This is a genomic window from Cupriavidus sp. HE11 (genome assembly GCF_056097175.1).
Map to the genome: position 1 here is coordinate 2,110,936 of NZ_CP184465.1, position 25,173 is coordinate 2,136,108.

Below are 25,173 nucleotides of genomic sequence, written 5' to 3' on the forward strand. Positions count from 1 at the left end.
GCATCACCCGGCATATCACCGGCGCATCAGCAGCGCCACGGGCAGCGTGGCAAACACGTCCTTGGCGCGCAGCCATCCCGCGTGCGATGTCACGGCATGGCCGGTCAGCATGTCGACCCAGCCGCCATTGCCATGGCTGTCACCGTCGCCGGTATGCAGGCCGGTATCGTGCCAGCAATGCGGCGGAATGCGCGGTTCGGACGGATCCACATGGCGTGCCGCGAGCCGGGTCACGGCGACGACCGCTTCGGCCTGGCCGCACTGGCGCGAGAACGCCAGCACGGACCCGGCCAGATCGCCGCTGGCGGACACCGGCCGGTAGCTGCCCTGCGCAAATAGCGCGGGGTGCTCGCGCCGTACCATCAGCACACTGCGGATCAGCTGCTGCTTGATGCGGCCGTCGCGCCAGTGCGCGAGCCAGTGCGGCCAGCCTGCGCGGCATTCCAGTTGTGCCTGCAGCCGCGCGTAGTCGGGCGCGCGCCGGTTGTCGGGATCGACCAGGCTGAAATCCCAGGTTTCATTGCCCTGGTAGCGATCCGGCACCCCGGGCGCGGTCAGCTGCAGCAGCGTCTGCGCCAGGCTGTTCAGCGCCGCGGCCGTGCCGATGCGCGCGGCAAAGGCGCCGATGCTCTCCAGCACACTGTCGGCGCCACCGATGCCCATGGCGGGCAGGAACGCCTCGCAGGCATTTTCATATCCGGTATCGGGATGGGTCCAGCTGCCGTAGCGCTTGGCCTCGCGAATGGCCTTGCGTTGCCAGGCCAGGATCCGTTCGACAAATGCCCGCTGGCCGTCCTCGGACGCCAGCGTGCGCGGATCGGCCGGCCATGCGCCCACCAGCGTCTGGTACAGCATCAGCCGGTCGACGCCATCGGGGCCCCTGGGCGACGCCACCAGCAGCGGCGCCAGTTGCCGTTCCCAGCCGGCCACCGCCTCGGCCCATGCCTCGGGCAGCTCGCTCAGCACCGCCAGCCGCATGCGCGCATCCTCGCCGCGCTTGTGGTCGTGGGTGGACACCGCCAGCATCGCATGAGGCCACGCTTCGGCGCGCGCCTGCATCCGTTCATGAAAGCGTTCGGCTGCCATGGCAAGCGTGCCGGGGTCGCTGCCCACCTCGTTGCGGGACAGCAGCCGTCCATAGCGATAGAACGCCGTGTCCTCGGTGGATTTGGCGGCCAGCGCCGGCATCAACTGCTGGAGCTTCGTGCGAAGTTGCCCGGCCGGGCTGTCGAGCCGGTCATCGGCGCGCAAGGCCGACACGATGAAATCCAGCGCGGCCGATTCGTCGGGTGCCAGGTGGCGGCGCGCGGCATCGGCGGCGGCCGACACCATGTCGTTGTCAAAGGTGGCGTCCCGCCCATCGTCATCCGCCACGTAGTAGCTGCGGTACACGGGGATGGCCGTCATGAACGCCGTGAGCGCGTGGTGCAGCGCGTGCGGTGACAGGTCTCGCGTGGCGACGTCGCCGCGTGCCCGCGCAAGCAGCCGCGCGCAAAGCGCTTCGACCTCGGTGACCAGATGGCGGGCCAGCACGCGATGCCGTCCAGCATGTACCTGTTCGGCAAACGTGCGGTCGTCGCCGCTGATCTGCAGCCAGAGCATGTTCAGCCGGTCCGCGCCGTGCAGGTCGTGCAGCACGGCGCCCGCCTGGTCCATGAAGTCGTAGCCCGTGGTGCCGTCGACCTGCCAGTCGCGCGGCAGTGGCTCGTGTTCGCCCAGGATCTTCTCGATGACCAGCCATGGATGCGCGAGCGCCAGCGCGGCGGGCCGGCCCGGCCGCAGGGCGTCCAGCCGTTCGCGCACGCGGCGGCAATAGCCGGCCGGGTCGGCTAGGCCATCCACATGGTCGATGCGCAGGCCGTCGATCCATCCCTCGCGGTACAGCCGGAATGGCAGGGCGTGCGTGGCCTCGAATACGTCGTCGCATTCCTGCCGCACGCCCACCAGTTCCGTGATCTCGAAGAAGCGGCGCCAGTTCAGCATGGCGGCCCCGGTGCGCCACCACGCCAGCCGGTAATGCTGGTGTTCGAGCAGCGTGTGCAGTGCCTGCATATCGGTGGGCGTGGTGGGCGCGGTCGGCAGGGCTGCCCCGTGCGCCATGCCCGGCGGGAGATTCAGCGGCAACTCGTGGTCGCCATAGCGCAGCGTTGGCTGGCCGTCGCCGCCGCGCTGCACTGTGAGCGCGCCCGACTCCAGCGTTTGCCAGTAGGCGTCGCCCAGTATCGGCAGCAGCACCTTGCCGCGCAGCACGGGGTCGTGCGGTTGCCAGTCGATATCGAAGTAGTGCGCATACGCGCTGCGTTCGCCATGCGCCAGCACGTCGCGCCACCATGCGTTGTGCGTGGCATCGGCGGCCATGTGGTTGGGCACGATATCGAGCACGATGCCCAGGCCCGCGTCGCGCGCCTGGGTGGCAAGCGCCACGAGGCCGGGCTCGCCGCCCAGCGCCATGCCGACCTGCGTGCAATCGGTAACGTCGTAGCCGTGGGTAGACCCGGGGCGCGCTTCGGTGATCGGCGACAGATACAGGTGGCTGATACCGAGGCCGGCGTAATACGGTACCAGCGCGGCGGCGTCGGCAAAGGTAAAGCCGGCATGCAACTGCAGCCGCGCCGTGGCGCGGGGCACGCCGGCATGATCGAGGTCGGCGTGATTCACGTCGGCGGGTGGCGTCATGGCAGTGTCAGGCTGGATGCAGGCAGGCGACGCAGCAGCGTTCGGTAAGGATCCCGGCGTTGAGCGATGCAATGGCGCCGGACTGGCTGGCATGCAGCATCCGGCCGCCGGCGCAGTCTGCTTCCACGGGCTCGGCGCCAAGATTTAGCCAGATCGACAGCCGGCTGCCGTCGCCCAGGCGCCAGCGCGCCACCAGTGCGCGGTCGGCCAGCGGCGTGACGCCATCGGGCTGGCAATGGTGCAGCCTTGGCATGATCTCGTTGCGGCGGATCGACAGCAGTTCGCCGTAGTAGTGGTTCCACGCACGGCAATCGCCCTCGGTATCGTCGCAGACCGGGCGCGAGGCATGGAACGTCTCGGGCGCATTCGGATCGGCGATGCGCGCGGCATGGGCGTCGTCGCGAAAGGCCGACGATGCGGCGAATTCGCGCCGCCTGCCGTCGCGTACCGCCTGCGCCAGTTCGGGCGGATGATCGGTGAAGTAGAGGAAGGGCGTGCGCGCCCCATGCTCCTCGCCCATGAACACCAGCGGGATCTGCGGGCAGAGCAACTGCAGCGCCACCGCCGCGCGCAGCGCGTCGGGGTCGGCCAGCGTGGTCAGGCGTTCGCCGAATGCACGGTTGCCGGTCTGGTCGTGGTTCTGCAGGAACATGACGAAGGCCGTGGGCGGCAGCGCCGCGCTTGGCTGTCCGCGCCGCACCTCGCGGCCCTGCAGCGGGCCGTTTTCGTCGCCGCTGCGGTGCGGCGATACCTCGCCCTGCCACGCGAAGCCTTCGCCCAGCACCCGCGCCAGGTGATGCAGCGCGGGCGTGCCGATGGCATGCGGCGGCGTGGCGCCTGCGGGGCCGGGCACCTCCGCGTGATATTCGCGGTAGTACCCGTCGGCCTCGTCCGTCAGCAGCACGTGCAGCGCGTGGTGGGCGTCGTCATTCCACTGCGCGTCGTAGCCGGCCTGGATCAGCGCCACGTCGTTGTGGTCGTTTTCGAGCACCAGGTGCACATGCCGGTCGGGCAGGCATGCGCGCAGTTCGTGGGCCAGCTGGGGCAGCCACCCTTCGTCGTTGATGGCATGCACGGCGTCGAGCCGCAAGCCGTCGAAGCGGAACGATTCCAGCCAGTAGCGCGCGTTCTCGCCAAAGAAGCGGCGCACTTCCGCGCGGCGGAAGTCGATGGCCGGGCCCCACGGGGTTTGCCGGTCGGTGCGGAAGAAGGCGCTGGCGTAGTGATGGAGGCAGTTGCCCTCGGGCCCGAAGTGGTTGTAGACCACGTCGAGCAACACCATCATGCCCAGCCCGTGGGCGGCGTCGATCAGCGCGCGCAGTTCGTCCGGCGAACCGTAGCTGCGCTCGGGCGCGAACGGCAGCACGCCGTCGTAGCCCCAGTTGCGGGCGCCGGGAAACTCGGACAGCGGCATCAGTTCGATGGCCGTGAAGCCCAGCGCCGCCAGGCGGCGCAGTTCGGACATCACCCCCGTGTAGCCGCCGGACAGGCCCACATGAAGTTCGTAGATCACGGCTTCGTGCCAGGGCCGGCCGCGCCATTCCGTGTGCTGCCAGGTGTAGGCGGCGCCGTTTTCGGGCAGGCACAGCACGCTGGCGCCGTGCACGTCGTCGGCCTGCAGCCGCGAAGCCGGGTCGGGCACGATGGTGCCGTCGTCCAGCCGGAACCAGTAGCGCACGCCGTGGCAGCAGGGCACCACGGTCTCGAACCAGCCGTCCTTGCCTTCCATCATCACGACTGGCGCCATGCCGGCCACTTCGAGCCGTACCGCATGACCCTGCCCGGCGGCGTCGGGTGCCCACAGGCGAAAGCGCACGCGGCCGTCTGCCAGGCGAACCGGGCCGAACCATGATTTTTCGGCTTCGTCGCCGCAGGGCAGCAGGCGGGCATCGGCACCGAGCGTCTGCCAGTTCGGACGGATTGGCCGGCTGTCACCGGGCGGCAGGGCAGGCGAAGCAGTCATCATCGGAGGCTACCTTCGTGCAGGCAATCGCACATCCAGTCTGGCGGCAGGGGCGGCGCCGGTCAGGCGGGCGTCGCGGCCACGCCGGCATCGGCGGGCGACAGCGCCGGTGCTTCGGGGACCACTGCCGGGCGGCGGCCAGCGCGTGCCGGCTGTACCGCGGGCGCTACTGTCACAGGCTCGGCAGCCACCGCAGGCACGTGCGCCAGGGCCGGCGCCAGCGCGCCGTACAAGGCCAGGTACTGGCGCGCCGGGCCTTCCCAGCCAAAGTCGGTCTGCATGCCGGTACGCTGCAGGCTGCGCCAGTGGCGCTGGCGGCCATACCATCCTAGTCCACGGGCCATGGCGGCGCACATCGCCTCGGCGGATTCACCGTCGAAAACGATGCCGTTGGCGCGCGCGGCCGGCGCGTCGTCATTGCCCACATCGCGCACGGTGTCGGCCAGGCCACCCACGCGCGACACGATCGGCACGGTGCCATAGCGCATGGCATAGACCGGTGTCAGGCCAAACGGCTCGAAGCGGCTGCCGTGCAGCAGCATGTCGGCACCCGCATGCAGCAGGTGCGCATCTTCCTCCCGATAGCCGATCGCCACGCCCACGCGCTGCGGATGCCGCTGCGCCAGTGCGTTGTACGCGGCCTCCAGCGTCGGATCGCCGCAGCCCAGCACCACGAACTGCGCGTCGGCGTGCGTGGCAAGTGCGTGGGCGATGGCGTCGAGTGCCACGTCGGCCATCTTCTGGTGGGTCAGGCGGCTGCCCATGGCGATCACCGGACGGTCGGCGTCCACGGGCAGCCCATGGCGTGCCTGCAGCGCGGCCTTGCAGGCGCGCTTGCCGGTCAGGTTGCGGGCGTCGTAGCGCTGCGGCAGCAGGCGGTCGGTGCGGGGCGACCAGGCGTCGGTATCGACACCGTTCGGGATCGCGCCCAGCACGGCGGCCCGATGCACCAGCAGGCCGTCCAGCCCGTGACCGAAGTGCGGCGTCAGGATTTCGCGCGCATAGGTATGGCTGACCGTGGTGACGCGGTCGGCATAGCGGATGCCGGCCTTCAGGAAATTGATCTTGCCCCAGAACTCGATGCCGTCCGGCGTCAGCGATTGCGCGGGCAACCCCAGCGGCCCGGCCGCGGCCATCGGAAATACGCCCTGGAAGGCGAGGTTGTGAATCGTGCAGACGGTGGGGATGTCCAGGCCGCGCGCGCGCATCAGCAGCGGTGTCAGCGCGGTGTGCCAGTCGTGCGCATGCACCAGGCCTGGCACGGGCAGCGGCGTCTCGCCTGCCGCGATGGCCGTGGCCGCATGCGCCAGCGCGGCAAAGCGCTGGGCGTTGTCGCAGAAGTCACGGCCGGTGGCGTCAACGTACAGCGATCCCGGGCGGTCGTAGAGCGACGGACAGTCCAGGAAGACCACGCGCACGCCGCTGTCCGGCATCAGGCCTTGCAGCAGCCGCGCCGGGCTGTGGCCGGGCGGCAGGGCCATCGGCAAATGAATGGCGCCAAGGCTGCGCACATTGCGTGCGGCCGCCACGGCGCGCGGGTAACCGGGCATCAGGATCGTGACATCGGCGCCGCGCTGCAGCAGCGCCTGCGCCAGGCCGCCTACCACGTCGGCCAGCCCGCCTGTCTTGGCCAGGGGCTGGGCTTCTGCCGCCACAAACAAGGTGTTCGCGTTCAAGGAGAGACTCCCGCTGATTTGCCGTTCCGGTGGGATGTACTGGACTGTCCGTGTGGCGCCGCACATCGGGGCACCGCAGGGCGCAGAGGAACTGCAATGCGAACTTTGTGCCAGCCCGGGCAACGCGCGGCGCGCCGCGTGACGCCTGAGGCGGCTGCCCCTGCAGGGCATCGCGCTGGCAACGCCGATGTATAAGGTGCCGCTGCCGTTGTAGAAACTGCCGCGCGCGGGCCGGACATCCACCAATCTGCAAGCGATGGGCCTGGCCCGTTCGCCATGTGGCGGCAGCGCTACTGCCGGTGGACTACTGGCAGCGCTCGCTGAAGCCGCCGATGGCGTCGCCGGCCCGGCGCGGTCCCTGGATCTGGCCGCTCGACCGCCGCAGCAGGCACACGGGTACGGGGTCCACGTGCCAGACGCGCTCGCAGTATTCGCGGATGGCCCGATCCGACGAAAAGCGGCCCGAACGCGCGGTGGACAGCACCGACATGCGCTGCCAGCGGGCCTGGTCGGCATAGGCGGCCGAGACATCGCGCTGGCACTGCAGGTACGACGCGAAGTCGGCCATCAGCATGTATGGGTCGTGCTGCAGCAGCCCGTCGAACAGCGGGCGGAACACGGCCGCATCGCCCTTGGAAAAGAAGCCGTGCTGGATCAGGTCCACCACCGCGCGCAGTTCGGGGCTCGACTCGTAGTACGTGGACGGATGGTAGCCGGCCGCCCGCAACGCATAGACCTCGGACGCATTGAGTCCGAACGGGAAGAAGTTGTCCGCGCCGATGGCGTCGCGCAGTTCGATGTTGGCGCCGTCCATGGTGCCGATGGTGATGGCGCCGTTCATGACGAACTTCATGTTGCCGGTGCCCGAGGCCTCCTTGCCGGCCAGCGAGATCTGCTCGGACAGGTCGGCCGCCGGGTAGATCTTCTGGCCGTAGGTCACGTTGAAGTTCGGCAGGAAGACCACCTTGAGGCGGTCGCGCACGTGCGGGTCGCGGTTGACCACTTCCGCCACCGACGTGATGAAGCGGATCATCAGCTTGGCGTAGTGGTAGCCCGGCGCGGCCTTGCCCGCGAACAGGAAGGTGCGCGGCGGGATCTCGGCGCGCGAATCGGACTTGATCTGATGGTACAGCGCGATGATGTGCAGCACCGCCAGGTGCTGGCGCTTGTATTCGTGGATGCGCTTGACCATCACGTCGAACATCGACGCAGGGTCGACCACCACGCCCGTGGTGTCGCGGATCAGCTGCGCCAGGTCGCGCTTGTTGTCGCGCCGCACGGCCTGCCACTGGGCCCGGAAGCCGGCGTCGTCGGCATACGGCTCCAGCGCCTGCAGCTGGTCCAGGTCCTTGATCCAGCCATCGCCGATGGCGTTGCAGACAAGGCGGGTCAGGCGTGGGTTGGACAGCGCCAGCCAGCGCCGGGGCGTGACGCCATTGGTGATGCTGGTGAACTTCTCGGGCCACATGGCATGGAAGTCCTGCAGCACGTCCTCGCGCATCAGGCGCGAATGCAGATCGGCCACGCCGTTGATGGCATGGCTGCCCACGCAGGCCAGGCCGGCCATGCGCACGTAGCGCCCGCCTTGCTCGTTGACCAGCGACAGCCGCGCCAGCCGCGACTCGTCGCCGTAGAAACGGATCCGTACCTCGTCCAGAAAGCGCGCGTTGATCTCGTAGATGATCTCCAGGTGACGCGGCAGAACGCGCCGGAACAGTTCCAGCGGCCACTGTTCCAGTGCTTCGGGCAGCAGCGTGTGGTTGGTGTAGGCAAAGGCGTTGCGGGTGATGTGCCAGGCATCGTCCCAGTTCAGGTCGTGGTCGTCCACCAGCAGCCGCATCAGTTCGGCGATGCCCACGGCGGGATGCGTGTCGTTGAGCTGCACGGCAAACTTCTCGTGGAAGCGGGACACCGGGATGCCGTGCGACGCCAGCAGCCGCAGCATGTCCTGCAGCGAGCACGCCACGAAGAAATACTGCTGCTCCAGCCGCAGTTCCTTGCCTTGCTGGGTTTCGTCGTTCGGATACAGCACCTTGGTCAGGTTTTCGGAGGTCACCTTCTTGCTGACCGCGCCCAGGTAGTCGCCCCGGTTGAAGGTGTGGAAGTCGAACGCCTCGGTGGCCTCGGCACGCCACAGGCGCAGCGTGTTAACAGTGTTGACCCGGTAGCCCAGGATCGGCGAATCGAACGGCACGCCCACCACCGTCTTGTCGGGTACCCAGCGCACGCGGTAGCGGCCCCGGTCGTCGGTGTAGTGCTCGGTGTGGCCGCCCAGCCGCACCTGTACCGCCCACTCGGAGCGCTGGATCTCCCACGGGTTGCCGTGGCGCAGCCAGGTGTCGGTGGTTTCCACCTGCTGGCCGTCGATGATGTTCTGGTGGAAGATGCCATACTCGTAGCGGATGCCGTAGCCCAGCGCGGGAATTTCCAGCGTCGCCAGGGAATCCATGAAGCAGGCGGCCAGCCGGCCAAGGCCGCCGTTGCCCAGGCCCGGTTCCTCTTCATGCGACAGGATGTCGTCCAGGTCGAGGTCCAGCGTGGTCATGGCCGCGCGCACCTCGTCGACGATGCCCAGGTTGACGAGGTTGTTGCCCAGGTGCGGCCCCATCAGGAATTCGGCGGAAAGGTAGGCGACTGTGCGCGACGGCTGGGTCTGGTAGGTCTCGGCGGTGCTGATCCAGCGCTGTACCAGACGGTCGCGCACCGTGTGCGCCAGCGCCTGGTAGAGATCGTTGCCGCTGGCATGGCCGGGGAGCTTGCCCTGGGTGTAGAACACGTGGTCCAGAAACGCGCGCCGGATGGTAGCGCTGGACATGGCGGTACGTGTATCGTCGGCCTGCTCGGGGGCGCTGGTCGTGGCGGTCTGGGTGCCGCGGGTTGCATCGGCAGAGGCTGGCCGCAGCCGGGATGCATCGGTCATCACTTGACTCCTGGACAGATCATCATGAATAGAGACTTCGTGCTCGTTTCAGGCTAGAAAAGAAATCAGGCGGCACGCGGGAAGCACTAGTCCCGGTGCTGGTATGAAAACTGCTGCGCAGAGGGACTTCCCATCCTGCAAATCACTGCGAGACGCGCCATGGCTACCCATATCCCCCATGATCCCGTGCGCCGGCCGGACCGTCGGCCCGACCAGAGCCCCGATCACAACAAGGAAAAAGGGGACCAGCCCGCCCGCAACCTGCCGGACAAGCATCCGCCGCCGCCGTCGGGCGGCAGGTCGGCACGCGAACACGGCTAGCGCTTTCGGCATTCCGTTGTAGTTTTTGCAAACACCACTTCGTGGACATGTACCGGGCGTGGAGTGACAGGCCGCGCCTATGATGGAAACCGCGCATCCGCCCCGGCCATCGCGCCGGGCGTCCCGGGTGCCTTGACTGCCGCCAAGAAAGGCAGCTGCAACAAGAAAGGAGGGAGCGTAGCCATGGACATGCCGGGTGCCGCATTGCTCAATGCGCTCGATGCGGTCGACGACACCGCGATCTTCGTGCTGTCGGGGGATGGCCGTGTCAGTGCCTGGACCGAGGCCGCGCGGCGCGTGCTGCTGTATGCCGCCGACGAGGTGGATGGCTGCCCGCTGTCGCGTTTCCATCCCGCCGAGACCGACGACGGCGCGGCCACGGCCGCCCAGTTGCTGGCGACGGCGCGCATGCACGGGCGGGCCGAGGACAAGGGCTGGCGCGTGCGGCGCGACGGCAGCGTGTTCTACGCCAGCGTGGTGATCGTTGCGCTGCCCGGGCCCGACGGTAGCCGGGATGGCGGGCCCGGCGGCTTTGCCGTGGTGTATCGCGACATCACCATCCAGTACGCCGCCGAGGAGCACGCCAGGGTGGTCGAGGCGCGCTGGCGCGAACTGCTCGACACGCTCGACGACAGCGCCATCTGCGAACTTGGCGCCGAGGGGCAGATCCGCAGCTGGAACGCCGGCGCACAGGCGCTGTTCGGATACACGGCGCAAGAGGCGGTGGGGCAACCGCTGGAGCTGCTGCATCCCCGGCCCGATATGGCGCAGGACGCGGTTTCCGGCCTGGCGCCCGGCAATGGCCCGGTCGAGGCCCCTGGCTTGCTTGAGGCCGTGCGGGCCAGCGGCGCGTGGTCCGGCGAACAACGGCTGCAGCGTCATGACGGCACGCTGGTGCGATGCCACGTGCGGCAGGTGCTGCTGCGCGATGCCGACCAGGGCGTATCGGGCGTGCTGTGGATCGCCCGCGATGTCACCGACGCGGCCCGCCTGGCCGACCTGGAGGACGCGGGGCGGCGCGTGCAGTCGTTCCTGGCCATCCTGGCCCATGAACTGCGCAATCCGCTGGCCCCGATCCGCAATGCCGTGGATGTGATCCGGCTCACGCCGGTGGCCGACGTCCGCATCCGCCATTGCGCGGAGATCATCGGCCGGCAACTGCAGTTGCTGACGCGGCTGGTCACCGACCTGATGGATGTGGGCCGCGTGACATCCGGCAAGCTCAAGGTGCAGCCCGTGCCGATCCTCTACAACGAGGTGGTCACCACCGCCATCGAGGCGATGCGGCCCGCGCTGGACGGTGCCAGCCAGAAGTTCGAGGTGGCGCTGCCGGCCGACCCGGTCTTCGTCAACGGCGATGCGGCGCGGCTGGAACAGGTGCTGTCGAACCTGCTCAGCAACGCTACCAAGTACACGCCGCGAGGCGGCACGGTGACAGTACGCGTGCGCGCGGACGCCGGCAACGTGGTCACCACGATTGGCGATACCGGGCGCGGCATTGCACCGGAGGCGCTGGACCGCATCTTCAACCTGTTTGCGCAGGAGGGCGACGAGATTGCCCGTTCCGGGCTGGGCGTGGGCCTGGCCCTGGCAAGAGCCGTGATCGAGGCGCATGGCGGTGCCATCCAGGCCAGCAGCGCGGGCGAAGGCCACGGCAGCACTTTCACGATCATGCTGCCAGAGGTGCAGATGGACGGTGCCAGCGTGCCGCGTCCGGGCACGGCACAGTGCGCGGGCCAGCGCATCCTGATCGTCGACGACAGCGCCGATTCGGCGGACAGCATGGCCGAGTTGCTGACCGTGCTGGGCCACCATGCGCAGCCGGTCTATACGGGCATGCGCGCCGTGGAAGCGGTGCGCAGCTTCGCGCCGGACGTGGTGCTGCTGGATCTGGAGATGCCCGACATGAGCGGCTACGAGGTGCTCGACGCACTGCGCCAGACCGGCCTGGGCATTCGCGTCTTTGCGCTGACTGGACGCAGTTCGCCCGACGACCGGCGGCGCACCGAGGCGGCCGGCTTCGACGCGCACCTGGTCAAGCCGCTGACCGTGGAAGCGCTCTGCCGGGCGCTGGCGGATCTGCAGGCGCCCTGAAGCGTCACGCATCGCCATCTCCGTCGTCATCGTCGGACTGGTTCCCGCCATCGCGCAGGGCAGCGACCCGCCGCGCTACGTCGGGATGCGCGAACAGGTCGCGTGGATCGGCGTCCAGCCGGCGTTGCCAGTTCGGATGGCCGGAAATCGTGCCAGGCAGGTTCGGCTGCTCGTGCAGCGCCAGCAGGTCTTCCACGGGCACCAGCCGCAACGGGGTCGAGGCGCGGTGCAGCCAGCGCAGCACGGTTTCCACCGGTGCCGCGTCAGCCGCCGGCTCGGCACCGTGAGCGACCCCCCCTTCGTACATGGCTTGCCACAGTGCGCTGCGCTCGGCGGCACGCAGCGCCATCAATCCAGCCTCGGTTTCGTTGGCGCCCAGCTGATGCAGCCGCGCGCGCCAGGCAATGTCGCGGCCCGCCCACCAGCCCGCAATGGTCGGCAGGTCGTGCGTGGTCGTGGTGGCAACGGCCAGCGCCGGCCAGTGCTCGGGCGGCAGGAACGCGGCGCTGATTGGCTCGGCTGCCGTGGGCGTTTCGCTGGGTGCCTGCGCGGGTGGCAAGGCTGGCGTGCCGGCCCCAGGGGCGACGGCCACTTCATCGTCTTGCGCTTCCGCCTGCGCTCCCTGTTGCTCTTGCTCGCGCACGAACCACAGCACGTCGATGCCCAGCACACCGCGCGCGGCCAGCGCGGTATCGAGCGTTTCGGGCACCGTGCCGAGGTTTTCACCAATGATGATCGCGCGGTGCCGCCACGATTCGATCGCCACCAGGCGCAACAGGTCGTCGAGCGGATAGGTCAGGTAGGCGCCAGCGCTGGCTGGCGCCCCTTCGGGCACCAGCCACATGCGCGCCAGCCCCAGCACGTGGTCGATGCGCAGGCCGCCGGCATGGGCCAGGTTGGCACGAAGCATCTCGATAAAGGCGGTGTAGCCGTGGCGGCGCAGGCCGCGCGGCGAGAATACGGCCACGCCCCAGTCCTGTCCCCGCGGGTTGTACAGGTCGGGCGGCGCGCCCGCGTGGAAGCCGTTCAGGATCTCGGCCTGGCGCGTCCATGCGTGGCTGCCGCCGGGGTCGGTACCCACCGCAAGGTCGGCAATCACGCCAACGGCCATGCCGGCGGCACGGGCCCGCTGCTGGGCATCTTCCAGGCCGTCGGCCGCCAGCCATTGCAGGAATGCGTGATAGCCGATGGCATCGGCTGCGGTCGTCGCCATGCCCATGGCCGCCGCCCCATCGGGGCTGCGCAGTGTGTCGGGCCAGCGCCGCCAGTCGGCCGCATCGCGGGCGGCGTCGTTGTCGGTGGCGGCGGCCAGCCGCTCCGCCTGGATGGCTTCGAAGGTCGCATGCGCCAGCAGGGCCTTGCCGCCGCGCGCGCGGAACGCGGCGAACGCCTGTTTCTGCGCGGCCGGCAGCAGGGTGTCGTGATGCTGCCAGAGCCAGTGCAGCAGTTGCAGCCGCACGGTGGCGATGGCCGGCCAGTCGATCTCGGTGCGGCGCTCGGCTTCGGCCAGCGCCGTGCCAATGCCGAGCGTGGCCACGGCGTGGTCCACGGTGGCCTGGCCGAATATGCGCGCCGGGTCCGCATAGAGCGGGTTGAAGAAGATGCGGCTGGACGGCGAGTACGGGCTGAAGCGCTCTGGCAGCGCCGGAAACCCCGCGTGCAGCGGATTGATGGCGATGGCATCGGCGCCGGCATGTGCCGCCGCTTCCGCGGTCAGCGCCAGTGTGGTCAGGTCGCCCAGTCCCGTGTCGGCGCCGCGCCGCAGTCCGTACAACTGCACCGACAGCCCCCACGGCCTGCTTGCCAGTACCGGGCGCGGCGATGCCGCCAGCGCGTCGGCCACGCTGAAACAGCGTGGCGGCGCTACCGCGAGCGTGGTCTCCACATCGCCCAGCAGCAGATGGTGGTAGCCCCATTGCGATACCGGTCCGATTTCCATCGTGCCGTCGCCGGTACGCCGGGCGATGCCCTCTACAAGCGAACCGTCCTCGCATTCCAGGCGATAGGGGCGCTGGGCCAGCGCATGCGCCCATGGCACGACCACGGGCTTGCCCTGGTCGGCGGTGATCAGCGGCGGCAACGGGTGCGCGCCATCGTCGGCCGCGAGCCGGGCGCGCGATGCCTCGCACTCGCCGGACGTACCGCAGGACAGGTCCAGCGCAGTCAGCACCGTGCGCAGGGCGTCCGGGGAGAGCGTCCGCGGCTGGTTCCATGCATCGCGCCAGCGCACTTGCAGCCCTGCACTTGCGGCCAGCAACCGGAGCGGATGGTCTTCGCTCATCGCGACGGGTCCTCGTCCTTGGGTACCGCGGCGGCCAGCAAGGCCAGCCCGTGCGCGGCCACCTTGTACGCCGGGCGGCCCTCGTCATCGAGCGCCACGGGTTCGTCTTCCAGGTCAGGCGCGGTGCTGTCGAACAGGAGGTGCCAGTCCTCGCCCGGCGCCGGCATGCGGAAGACCACGTCCTCGTGGCCGGCGTTCAGGCACAGCACGATTACCTCCACTTCTTCCTGCGGACAGTGCGTGGCACGGCGCAGCGCCAGCGTACGGTCTTCGGGATTGCTCCACTGCTCGCTGGTCAGTTCGTTGCCGTCGGGCCCGAACCAGGCGATATCGGCCAGGCCCGGGGCCGGCTGCGAGCGGCCATGGACAAAGCGGTTCTCGGTCAGCACCGGCAACTGCTTGCGCAGCGCCAGCAGGCGGCTGACCACGCGGCGCATCGGCGCGTTGGAGGAATGCGCGGCATCGTCCCAGTTCAGCCATGACAGCTCGTTGTCCTGGCAATAGGCGTTGTTGTTGCCTTGCTGGCTGCGGCCCCATTCGTCGCCGGCGGTGATCATCGGCGTGCCTTGCGACAGCAGCAGCGTCGCCATCATGGCGCGTGCCACGCGGCAGCGCGTTTCCAGCACGGCCTCGTCGTCGGTCGGGCCTTCGACGCTGCCGTCCGGGCTCCAGTTGGCGCTGGCGTTGTCGTCGTTGCCGTCGCGGTTGTCTTCGTGATTGGCCTCGTTGTGCTTGTGCGCATAGCTGACCACATCGGCCAGCGTGAAGCCGTCGTGCGCGGTGATGAAGTTGACGCTGGCCCACGGCTTGCGATGGCGGTGGTCGAACAGGTCGGCCGAGCCGGTCAGCCGCGCGGCCAGTTCGCCACGCTGGCCGGCGTCGCCGCGCCAGAAGCGGCGCACGTTGTCGCGGAACTTGTCGTTCCATTCGGCAAATCCCGGCGGATGGTTGCCCACCTGGTAGCCGCCGGGGCCCAGGTCCCAGGGTTCGGAAATCAGCTTGACGCGCGACAGCACCGGGTCTTGCAGGATCGCGTCGAAAAAGCCCGATCCCGGGTCGAAGCCGTTGCTTTCGCGGCCCAGCGTGCTGCCAAGGTCGAAGCGGAACCCGTCGACATGGAACACCTCTACCCAGTAGCGCAGCGAGTCCATCACCATCTGCAGCACGCGCGGGTGCGACAGGTTCAGCGTGTTGCCGCAGCCGGTGTCGTTGATGTAGTGGCGCTCGTCGCCGGGCATCAGGCGGTAGTAGCTGGCGTTGTCCAGCCCGCGCCACGACATCGTGGGCCCCAGCTCGTTGCCTTCGCACGTGTGGTTGTAGACCACGTCCAGGATCACCTCGATGCCGGCCGCATGCAGGCGCCGGACCGCGATCTTCATCTCGTGGTGCTGGCGGCCGGACAGGTACAACGGCTCCGGGGCAAAGAACGCGAGCGTGTTGTAGCCCCAGTAGTTGCGCAGCCCGCGCTCCACCAGGAAGCGGTCCTGCAGGAACGCGTGGATGGGCAGCAGTTCGATCGCCGTGACGCCCATCTGGAGCAGATGCTCGACAAGGCGCGGGTCCGCCAGTGCGGCAAAGGTGCCCCGGTACTGCGGCAGCAGGTCTTCGCGCAACATCGATACTCCACGGACATGCACCTCGTAGATTGACGTTGTGGTCCATGGCTGGCGCGGCGGCCGGTCGTCGCCCCAGTTGAAGCTCTCGTCGATGACCACGGCCTTCGGCATGGTCGGCGCGCTGTCGCGGCGATCGGGCGTGAGGTCGGCGCGCGGGCTGTTGAGACGGTAGCCGAACAGCGCGTCGGACCAGCGCACGGGCCCGCTCAACGCACGGGCGTACGGGTCCAGCAGCAGCTTGTGCGGGTTGAAGCGGTGCCCGCGCGTGGGTTCGTACGGGCCGAATGCACGAAAGCCGTATTGCTGGCCGGGCTGGGCGTGCGGCAGGTAGCCATGCCAGATTTCATCGGTGCACTCGGGCAGCGCCAGCCGCTGCACCTCCTTGCGCCCGTTCGGCGAGAACAGGCACAGGTCGATGCGGCTGGCGTTCGCGGAAAACACCGCGAAGTTGACGCCGAGTCCGTCCCAGTGGGCGCCAAGCGGATACGGCTTGCCGGGCAGCAGGCGATCAACGGTAAGGCTCGCCATGCGTGAAGCTCCTCGTTGTTCTGGTTATGTGTGTCGTGATGGCGCGTCCTGCCGGCAGTGTCCCGGCTTCAGGCGTCAGGCAGCGTGCTCCGGTGCGTACCGCAGGATCAGCGTGGCAAGCGGCGGCAGGGTCAGCGAGAACGACGCGGGCTGGCCGTGCGATGGCGTCGCGTCGGCCTGCACGCCGCCGCAGTTGCCCATGTTGCTGCCGCCATAGATTTCGGCATCGGTATTCAGGCACTCTTTCCATGCCCCGGCGAACGGCACGCCCAGGCGGTAGCCGATGCGCGGCACCGGCGTCATGTTGACGACGGCCAGCACCACGTCCTGGCTATCGGGCCCGGCGCGCCGCAGGTACGCAAACACGCTGTTCTGGTGGTCGTCGCCAACGATCCACTGGAAGCCCTCGGGCCGGTGATCCATCGCGTGCAGCGCCGGCAGGTCGCGGTACAGGCGGTTCAGGTCGCGCACCAGCGAATGCACGCCCCGGTGGGCGGGCTGGTCGAGCAGCGCCCAGTCCAGTTCGTCGTCGTGGTTCCATTCGCGCCATTGCGCAAATTCGCCGCCCATGAACAGCAGCTTCTTGCCCGGATGCGTCCACATGAAGCCGTAGTACGCGCGCAGGTTGGCAAGGCGTTGCCAGTCGTCGCCGGGCGCCTTGGCGATCATCGATCCCTTGCCATGTACTACCTCGTCGTGCGACAGCGGCAGCACGAACGCCTCCGACCACGCGTAGACCATGCCGAATGTCATGTCGCCGTGGTGCCAGGGGCGGTGGATCGGCTCGTGGCCAAGATAGCGCAGGGTGTCGTGCATCCAGCCCATGTTCCATTTGAAGCTGAAGCCCAGTCCGCCCGACTCCACGCTGGCGGTGACGCCGGGCCAGGCCGTGGATTCCTCGGCGATGGTCAGCGCGCCCGGGCAGCGCTCGTGCACCACCGTGTTCATCTCGCGCAGGAATGCCACCGACTCCAGGTTCTCGCGGCCGCCAAAGCGGTTGGGCACCCACTGGCCCGCTTCGCGGCTGTAGTCGCGATAGAGCATCGACGCCACCGCGTCCACGCGCAGCGCGTCGGCATGGAAATGTTCGAGCCAGTGCACGGCATTGGCCAGCAGGAAGCCACGCACCTCGTTGCGGCCCAGGTTGTAGATCAGCGTGTTCCAGTCCTGGTGATAGCCCTCGCGCGGGTCCTGGTGTTCGTACAGCGCGGTGCCGTCGAACATCGCCAGTCCGTGTGGATCGGTCGGAAAGTGCGCGGGCACCCAGTCCAGGATCACGCCGATGCCGGCCTGGTGGCAGCGGTCGACAAACGATGCGAACTGTTCCGGCGACCCCAGCCGGGCCGTGGGAGCGAACAGCGACAACGGCTGGTAGCCCCACGATCCCCCGAACGGGTGTTCCGTGATGGGCAGCAGTTCGATATGCGTAAAGCCAAGGTCGCGGATATAGGGCACCAGCCGCTCGGCCAGGATGTCCCAGCCGCGCCCGCTGTCGTTGGCGGCGCGCTGCCAGGACATCACATGCAGTTCGTAGACCGACATCGGTGCGGCGTAGGGATCGGTCTTCGCGCGCTGCTCCATCCACGCGGCATCGTTCCAGCGGAACGGCGGCGCGGCATGCCCCGCGCAGGCCACCACCGACGCCGTGGCCGGCGGCAGCTCGGTGGCCTGCGCCACCGGATCGGCCTTGTCGGGCAGCGCCTCGCCATGCGGGCCTGTCATGTCGTACTTGTAGCGGCTGCCGGGCCCGACGCCCATGCCCTGCGGCACGAACAGTTCCCAGACGCCCGCGCCGTGGCGCAGCCGCATGGGGTGGCGTGCGGGGTTCCAGCCATTGAAATCGCCAATCACGGACACGCGGCGCGCGTTGGGCGCCCACACGGCAAACCGGACCCCCAGTTCACCGTCGATGGTCAGGCATTGCGCGCCCAGGCATTTGCCCAGTTCCAGGTGGCGGCCTTCGTTGAACAGGTGCAGGTCCAGTTCGCCCAGCAGCAGGCCGAACGCATACGGGTCGGCGGCGATCTGCTCGCTGCCGTCGGGCCAGCGGATGCGCAGGCGGTAGTCGGGGGCCGTGGGTTGCCGGTCTTCGAAGCCAGGCAGGCGCCCGGCAAACACGCCGTCGGCGTGCAGCCGCGTCATGTCGGCCAGAAACTCGCCATCGGCGCTGGTCAGCTGGATGGCAGCCGCGCCAGGCACGAGCGCACGCACCACGGCGCCGTGTTCGTCTCGCTGTGGGCCGAGTACGCCGAACGGATCGGCCAGACGGGCCTCGCGCAGTGCGTCGATGACCGGTCCTGGCAATGTCGGCGCGGGCGCATCAAGCGTGGCGGCATCATTCATGGACATCGTCGTCTCCCAGCAGCTTGCGGACCAGGCGTGCCAGGCCACTGGCCGGCAGGTCGATCCATGCCACGCGGTTGGCCGCCTCGTAGCCCACTTCATACGCCGCACGCTCCAGCAGGAACAGGTCAAGCAGCGGTTGCAACTGGCCGGCATCGGCCCAGGCCTGCGGCGCAGCCGTCATGGCCTGCTGATAGCAGTTCAGGAACGCGTCACCGGCCGTGGTGCGGAAGCGGTCCAGCAGCGCGGCGCGACGTTCGGCCTGGGCGGGCGGCAGCGTGGCGTGCGTGCGCTCCTGCCGGTCGGTGCCTACCGTGGCGGCGGCATAGTCGATCGATCGCAAAAGCCCGGCCACGTCGCGCAGTGGCGACGTCTTGCGCCGGCGGAAGGCCAGTGGCTGACGCGGCTCGCCTTCGAAGTCCACCAGGTAGGTGTCGTTCTGCGCGATCAGCACCTGGCCCAGGTGGAAGTCGCCGTGAATGCGCGTCTGCAGGCTGTCGGGTGCGGCAGCGGCCAGCCGTGCCACCAGATGCGGCAGCTTGTCACGCGCGGCCAGCAGCGTGTCGATGTCGCGTGCGAAGGCGCCCGAGGCATTGCCCCGGCGCGCTTCAAGCAGGCCCAGCGCTTCTTCGAGCGACCGCAGTGCCTCTTCGGCCCATTCCGTGGCCTGCGCCCCGGTGGCGGCTACCGGGGCAAACGCGTCCTCATCGGTCGGCTGCGCCAGTACCGCGTGCAGTTCGGCCAGGCGCCGGCCCAGCGTGCCGACCATCGTGGCGTAGCCGGCCATGGCTTCGCCGAACTCGTCCTCGTTGTCGGTCTCGGTGGCGGGCAGGGCGTCGTCGATCGACCGCCCCAGGTAATCGAGGGTCCAGTCCCAGCCATCGCCCTGGTTCAGGATGTAGCCCTGCAGCAGCATCAGCGTGTGCGGCGTGCCATCGGTGCCGGTGCGCACGACTTCGCCCAGCAGCGGTGCCGAATGCGTGTAGGCATGGCTGGTCAGGTAGCGCGTCATCTCGGCTTCGGGGTGGATGCCGCCGGCCACGCGCCGCACCAGTTTCAGCACGCCCGTGTTGCCGAAGGCGAGCGAACTGTTCGACTGTTCGGCCGACATCCACTGCACCGGCTCGTCTTCGAGCGGGGCTCCGGCCAGGCCGGGCTCGGCCAGGTAGCGGATGGTCCCGTGCGACGTCTCGGCGCTGACATCGTCGCGCAGCGACCGCACCACGGCGCGGGCATAGGACTCGACCACGAAGCCGTCGGTCGCCACGCCCACGCGGGAGCCGCGCCGGATGCGGGCCATCGACAGGCCAGTCATCAACTGCGACATGCCGTCGGTGCTTTCGCGGTCCCATAGCAGGGCCACCGGCAGCTGGTAGCACTCGGTGCGGCCGGGTAGCGATACCTCCACCTCGCAGTGCCAGACCTCCTCGCTGGTGCCCACGCGGGCCACGGGCCAGGCGTAGGCCACGGTCACGCGTTCGATGCGTTCGCCCTTGGAGGCAAACCAGCGGCGCCGCGCCAGGTAGTTGGGCAGGACTTCGGTGGTCAGTGCGCGGCGGGCGGAGTCGGTCAGCTCGGAGCGGCCGCCAATGTTCTGCAACACCAGCGTGACCTGGTCCACCATCTGCTCCGGCGCGTTGACGTGCCACGACGGCGGCTGCGCGTCCTCGCTGAGCACGAACCAGTAGAAGCCATACGGCGGCAGCGTCAGCAGGTACGTCAGCTGGCCGATGGCCGGGAACGGCGTGGCGCCGAGCATTTCCACGGGCACGCGGCCGTTGAACTGGGACAGGTCCAGTTCCACGGCCTGCGGCGCGCGTGACAGGTTGGCCACGCACAGGATGTGTTCGCCGTCGTACTCGCGCAGGTACGCCAGGATCTTGCGGTTCCCCGGAAACAGGAAACGCAGCGTGCCCCGGCCGAAGGCGCGGTGCTGACGGCGCAGCGCCAGCATGCGGCGCATCCAGTTCAGCAGCGAATGCGGGTCGCGCGTCTGTGCTTCGACGTTGACGGCCTCGAACCCGTACAGCGGGCCCTGCAACGGCGGCAGCACCAGCCGTTCCGGGTCGGCGTGCGAGAAACCGCCGTTGCGGTCGGGTGACCACTGCATCGGCGTGCGCACGCCGTCGCGGTCGCCCAGGTGGATGTTGTCGCCCATGCCGATTTCGTCGCCGTAGTAGATCACGGGCGTGCCCGGCATCGAGAACAGCAGGCTGTTCATCAGTTCGATGCGGCGGCGGTCGCGTTCCATCAGCGGGGCCAGCCGGCGGCGGATGCCGAGGTTGATGCGGGCGCGGCGATCCGATGCGTAGACTTCCCACAGGTAGTCGCGCTCGCTGCTGGTCACCATTTCCAGCGTCAGTTCGTCGTGGTTGCGCAGGAAGATCGCCCACTGGCAGTTCGGCGGCACCTCGGGGGTCTGCCGCATGATGTCGGTGATCGGGAAGCGGTCCTCGCGGGCGATGGCCATGTACATGCGCGGCATCAGCGGGAAGTGGAACGACATGTGGCATTCGTCGCCCTCGATGCCGCCGTCGGGGCTGGCCGCACCCGTGGTGTCGGCCGTGCCGCCGCCACTGGCGCCGCCAAAGTACTGCTGGGCGTCTTCGGGCCACATGTTGGCCTCGGCCAGCAGCATCCGGCCCGGATACCGTTCGTCCAGGTGGCGACGGATCTTGCGGATCACCTCATGCGTCTCGGGCAGGTTCTCGTTGCTGGTACCTTCGCGTTCCACCAGATAGGGCACGGCGTCGAGCCGCAGGCCATCGATACCGATGTCGAGCCAGAAGCGCATGACCGACAGCACTTCATTGAGCACCTGCGGATTGTCGAAGTTGAGGTCCGGCTGGTGCGAGTAGAAGCGGTGCCAGAAATACGCGCCGGCCTCGGCGTCCCAGCTCCAGTTGGATTTCTCCGTATCGCAGAAGATGACGCGGGTGCCGGTGTATTTCTGGTCGTTGTCGGACCATACGTAGTAGTTGCGGGCGGCGGACCCGGGCTTGGCGCGGCGCGCGCGCTGGAACCACGGGTGCTGGTCGGACGTATGGTTGATGACCAGTTCGGTGATCACGCGCAGGCCCCGGGCGTGTGCCGCCGACACGAAGCGCCTGGCCTCGGCCAGCGAGCCGTAGTCGGGATGGACATTGCGGTAGTCGGCAATGTCATAGCCGTCGTCGCGGCGTGGCGACGGGTAGAACGGCAGCAGCCAGACCGTGTCGACGCCCAGACTGACCAGATAGTCGAGCTTGGCGTGCAGGCCGGCGAAATCGCCCACACCGTCGCCGTTGGCGTCGTAGAACGACTTGATGTGCAGCTGGTAGATCACCGCGTCCTTGTACCAGAGCGGATCGGCGTTGAGCAGTGCGGCGTTGGCGCGCTCGGAGAGTCGCTTCATGCCGTGTCTCCAGGTTGTTGTTGGGGCCTGACATGCCAGAGCGAGAATGGCAGTTCGCGCGGGTTCAGGCGGATGCGCTGGCGCTTGCCGTGCCAGGTGAAGCGGGTGCCGAACATCTGGTCTTCGGCGTCCAGCGCGGCGTTGTCAGGCAGGCCCCATTCCCAGAGCGGCAGTTCGATCTCGGTCTCGCGCGGCGCGCGCGGGTCCAGGCTGATGGCGGCCAGCAGTACGTCGTCGCCAAACGCGCCGGCCTGCTCGGCCCCGGTGGGCACAAAGCGCGCGAAATACAGCACGGCGTCGTCGCTGGCGTGATAGAAGCGCAGGCCCAGGTGGCTCTGCAGCGCCGGGTGGTTCGCGCGGATCTGGTTCAACCGCGAGATCTCGGCCACGATGTTGCCCGGCGCATGCCAGTCGCGCACGCGCAGTTCATATTTCTCGGAGTCGAGGTATTCCTCGCGTTCCACGCCATTCAGGATCAGCGGCGCGCTTTCGCAGACCTCGAAACCGTTGTACATGCCCCAGAGGCCCGACAGCAGCGTCGCCAGCGCGGCGCGGATCAGGAACGCCGGGCGCCCGCCTTCGTGCAGGAAGAACGGGTTGATGTCCGGCGTGTTGACGAAGAAATGCGGGCGATAGAACTCGCGCAGCGGGCTCTGTGTCAGCTCGGTCATGTACTCGATCAGCTCGGCCTTGGTGTTGCGCCAGGTGAAGTACGTGTACGACTGCGAGAAGCCCAGCTTTGCCAGCCGCGCCATCATCTTGGGCCGGGTGAAGGCCTCGGCCAGGAACAGTGTGTCCGGATGCTTCGCGCGCACGTCCGCGATCATCCATTCCCAGAACGGCAGGGGCTTGGTATGCGGGTTGTCCACGCGGAAAATGCGTACGCCCTGGTCGGCCCAGAACATGACCACGTCGCGCAGCGCCTGCCAGAGCTGCTCGCCGCCCGGTGGCGCCGCGTAGAAGTCGACGTTGACGATATCCTCGTACTTCTTTGGCGGATTTTCGGCATAGCGCAGCGTGCCGTCCGGACGGTGCGAGAACCATTCGGGGTGCTCGCGCAGCCAGGGGTGGTCGGGCGAACACTGGATGGCGAAGTCCAGCGCCAGTTCGATCCCCATGTCGGCGGCGGCCCGGCGCAGGCGCTGGAAGTCCTCCAGCGTGCCCAGTTGCGGATGGATCGCGTCGTGCCCGCCCTCGGGGCTGCCGATGGCGTATGGGCTGCCCACGTCGCCGGGCTCGGCCTTCAGGCTGTTGTTCTTGCCCTTGCGGTGCGCCTGGCCGATGGGATGGATCGGCGGGAAGTACAGCACGTCGAAGCCCATCGCGCGAATGGCGGGCAGGCGGCGGATCACGTCATCGAAGGTACCGTGGCGGTTCGCATCGCCGCTCTCGGAGCGCGGGAACAGTTCGTACCAGCTGGCAAAGCGCCCGGCCAGGCGGTCTGCCTCGATTGGCATGGTGGTCGGATAGCGGCTCGCGAACGGGCGGCCGGCCGGCGTTTCCATGGCCGCGCGCATGGCCGTCTCGGTGCGCGGCGAAAGCAGGATTTCCAGGCGCAACGCGTCGTCGGCTGCGGCCGACAGATCGGCCAGGATCGCGCTGGTGTCGGCAATGGCCGCGCCGTCCGGCGTATCGAGCGTGGCTGCCACCAGTCGCGCGCCTTCCTCGATCTCCAGCTTGATGTCGACGCCGGCCTTGCGTTTCTTGCCCACCTCGTCCAGCCAGCTGGCGAACGTATCGCGCCAGGCCTCGACGGTGAATTCATGACGGCCCAGGGCCACGATCGGGAAACTGCCGCGCCAGCGGTCGTTGACGATATGGACCATCGGCGCGGCGTGCCACGCCTGCTCTCCGGGGCCGCGCCACAGGACGACGGCGGCCAGCTTGTCATGACCGTCCATCCAGATATCGGCGCTGACTTCCACGCGTTCGCCCACGGTGCGGCGCACCGCAAAGCGGCCGTTGTCGGTGCTGGGCGCGAGGTTCTCGATGGCTACCCGCGGTGCTTCCATGGCGGCGGCCAGCGCACGGTCGGCCGCGCGATCTGCCGCCTTGCGGGCATCCTTGCGCCCGGTGGTGGTGACGACGGGTGCCGGCACCGCTTCGAACAGGCGGATATCGGCCGGCGGCAGCGTGATGGTGCTGCAGGGGCTCAGGTTGTCGAGGCCGTCTTCGAGCGTGCCGCCCGGGCCGCCGTCCACGGGCGTCAGCGTGGCCGATGGCTGCGGCAGTCCGCTCAGCACCCGGTCGACGCCGAACGACGCCGGCTGCATGGGGCACGGGTTCAACACCACGGTCAGCGCCGGCTCGCCGGCCGCGCCGTTGGCAAGATGGCGCGGCACGCGTGCCAGCACGGTCAGCGGGGCATCCGGGCCGCTGACCTGGCGGACGGCCACGGCGGGCTCGTCGTCGCGGGCAGCCAGCCAGGCGTTGGCCTGCATCAGCTCATGGGTCAGGTCGTAAGGTGCGTCGACGATATCGTCTGGATGACCTTCGGGCTGCGCGCCGGGCGAGGTATCGGGCACGGCGCCATGCGCGGCGGCGGCGCCCGTCTCGTACCCCGCCGGCACCATCCAGCCATCGCCGATGGCGGCCGCCGTCCACAGCGCCCGCCGTGCGGCCAGCACGTCGACGCCGTCCGGTGCCAGCGCGGGCGCGGCCAGTACGCGGCCGAAGCGGCGCAGGCGGGCGATTTCCTCGGTCAGCCAGGCGCTGCGGTAGTCCCACCACGGCAGTGACGAGAAGGCGCCGTCGAACGGTGCGGTGGACAGGTCGTCGAGTTGCTGCGGCGTGGTGCCGGGCGTCCACGCCAGGAACAGCGGCCTGCCTGCGGGACCGGCGCCGCTATTGCGCTGCAGCGTCTCGATCAGCTCGGCCCAATGCCGTCCGGCCACGCGCGATGGTGCCCTGCAGCAAAAGCCTGCCGCGCCTGCGGCCAGGGCATCGCTCAACTGGGCCGCCCACCAGGCCAGCAACTGGCTTGCCGTGGCGTCGTCGAACCAGCGCACGCGTACGCCAGGCAGGTGGTTGTCGGTGGCGTCGGGGCTGCCGGCGGGCCGCGCGTGATCGACCCAGCCGTCGTGCATGGCTGCAGTGTCACTGGGCAGGCGGTCGAGCGCCAGGTCCAGCAGTGGTGCCAGACCGTGCTTGCGGCAGGCATCAAACGCTGCTTTCAGGGCGTCGGGCCGCGAGTGTGAGGCCGACCAGCCGGCCAGCAGGATATGGTCGAATCCGAGCCTGGCAGCGCGCACCAGCGCGTCGTTGTCCAGTGCCCGCGATTCCGTCAGGTTGATTTGGCAAATGCGCACGTCACACGTCCTCTGGCCGTGGGGCGCCCGTTGGGCAGGCGGGCGCGCGTCAT

General features: G+C 68.8%; 11 protein-coding genes. 2 read left to right on the plus strand and 9 right to left on the minus strand.

Annotation, left to right across the window (positions count from 1 at the left end; all coding sequences use genetic code 11):
• Positions 1 to 15: 15 nt before the first annotated feature.
• The 4 genes from treY to ACOABP_RS26860 form a co-directional block, all read right to left on the minus strand.
• On the minus strand, positions 16 to 2,676 hold the full coding sequence (treY, locus tag ACOABP_RS26845) for a malto-oligosyltrehalose synthase (RefSeq protein ID WP_474228760.1): 2,661 nt from the start codon (positions 2,674 to 2,676) through the stop codon (positions 16 to 18).
• A gap of 7 nt (positions 2,677 to 2,683) precedes the next feature.
• A complete protein-coding gene (gene treZ, locus ACOABP_RS26850) occupies positions 2,684 to 4,639 on the minus strand; it encodes a malto-oligosyltrehalose trehalohydrolase (RefSeq protein WP_474230568.1) in 1,956 nt (651 codons plus the stop codon).
• 62 nt (positions 4,640 to 4,701) lie between these two features.
• Entirely contained in the window at positions 4,702 to 6,315 is a 1,614-nt protein-coding gene (gene glgA, locus ACOABP_RS26855; RefSeq protein ID WP_474228761.1) for a glycogen synthase GlgA, read from the minus strand.
• 304 nt (positions 6,316 to 6,619) lie between these two features.
• The gene (locus ACOABP_RS26860) at positions 6,620 to 9,130 is read right to left on the minus strand and encodes a glycogen/starch/alpha-glucan phosphorylase (RefSeq protein WP_474230570.1); all 2,511 of its coding nucleotides are present in this window, start codon (positions 9,128 to 9,130) and stop codon (positions 6,620 to 6,622) included.
• A 264-nt stretch (positions 9,131 to 9,394) separates the two neighbouring features.
• Between ACOABP_RS26860 and ACOABP_RS26865 the strand changes: the two genes are divergently transcribed.
• A complete protein-coding gene (locus tag ACOABP_RS26865) occupies positions 9,395 to 9,556 on the plus strand; it encodes a hypothetical protein (protein ID WP_474228763.1) in 162 nt (53 codons plus the stop codon).
• Positions 9,557 to 9,739: 183 nt separating this feature from the next.
• Entirely contained in the window at positions 9,740 to 11,650 is a 1,911-nt protein-coding gene (locus tag ACOABP_RS26870) for a hybrid sensor histidine kinase/response regulator (RefSeq protein ID WP_474228765.1), read from the plus strand.
• A gap of 4 nt (positions 11,651 to 11,654) precedes the next feature.
• Here the strand turns inward: ACOABP_RS26870 and malQ are convergent, their stop codons facing one another.
• From malQ to ACOABP_RS26895, 5 genes are all read right to left on the minus strand, one after another.
• The gene (gene malQ, locus ACOABP_RS26875; protein WP_474228766.1) at positions 11,655 to 13,931 is read right to left on the minus strand and encodes a 4-alpha-glucanotransferase; all 2,277 of its coding nucleotides are present in this window, start codon (positions 13,929 to 13,931) and stop codon (positions 11,655 to 11,657) included.
• Complete coding sequence (glgX, locus tag ACOABP_RS26880) at positions 13,928 to 16,075, minus strand: glycogen debranching protein GlgX (protein WP_474228768.1); 2,148 nt, start codon at positions 16,073 to 16,075, stop codon at positions 13,928 to 13,930. The genes malQ and glgX overlap by 4 nt, the downstream gene beginning before the upstream one ends.
• 75 nt (positions 16,076 to 16,150) lie before the next feature.
• Positions 16,151 to 18,418: a 1,4-alpha-glucan branching protein GlgB gene (gene glgB, locus ACOABP_RS26885; protein ID WP_474230572.1), complete on the minus strand. Its 2,268-nt coding sequence runs from the start codon at positions 18,416 to 18,418 to the stop codon at positions 16,151 to 16,153.
• Positions 18,411 to 21,812 carry a maltose alpha-D-glucosyltransferase gene (gene treS, locus ACOABP_RS26890; protein WP_474228769.1) on the minus strand — a complete coding sequence of 1,134 codons (3,402 nt, stop codon included), beginning with the start codon at positions 21,810 to 21,812 and terminating at the stop codon, positions 18,411 to 18,413. The genes glgB and treS overlap by 8 nt, the downstream gene beginning before the upstream one ends.
• A complete protein-coding gene (locus ACOABP_RS26895; RefSeq protein WP_474228770.1) occupies positions 21,809 to 25,120 on the minus strand; it encodes an alpha-1,4-glucan--maltose-1-phosphate maltosyltransferase in 3,312 nt (1,103 codons plus the stop codon). The genes treS and ACOABP_RS26895 overlap by 4 nt, the downstream gene beginning before the upstream one ends.
• Positions 25,121 to 25,173 lie beyond the last annotated feature (53 nt).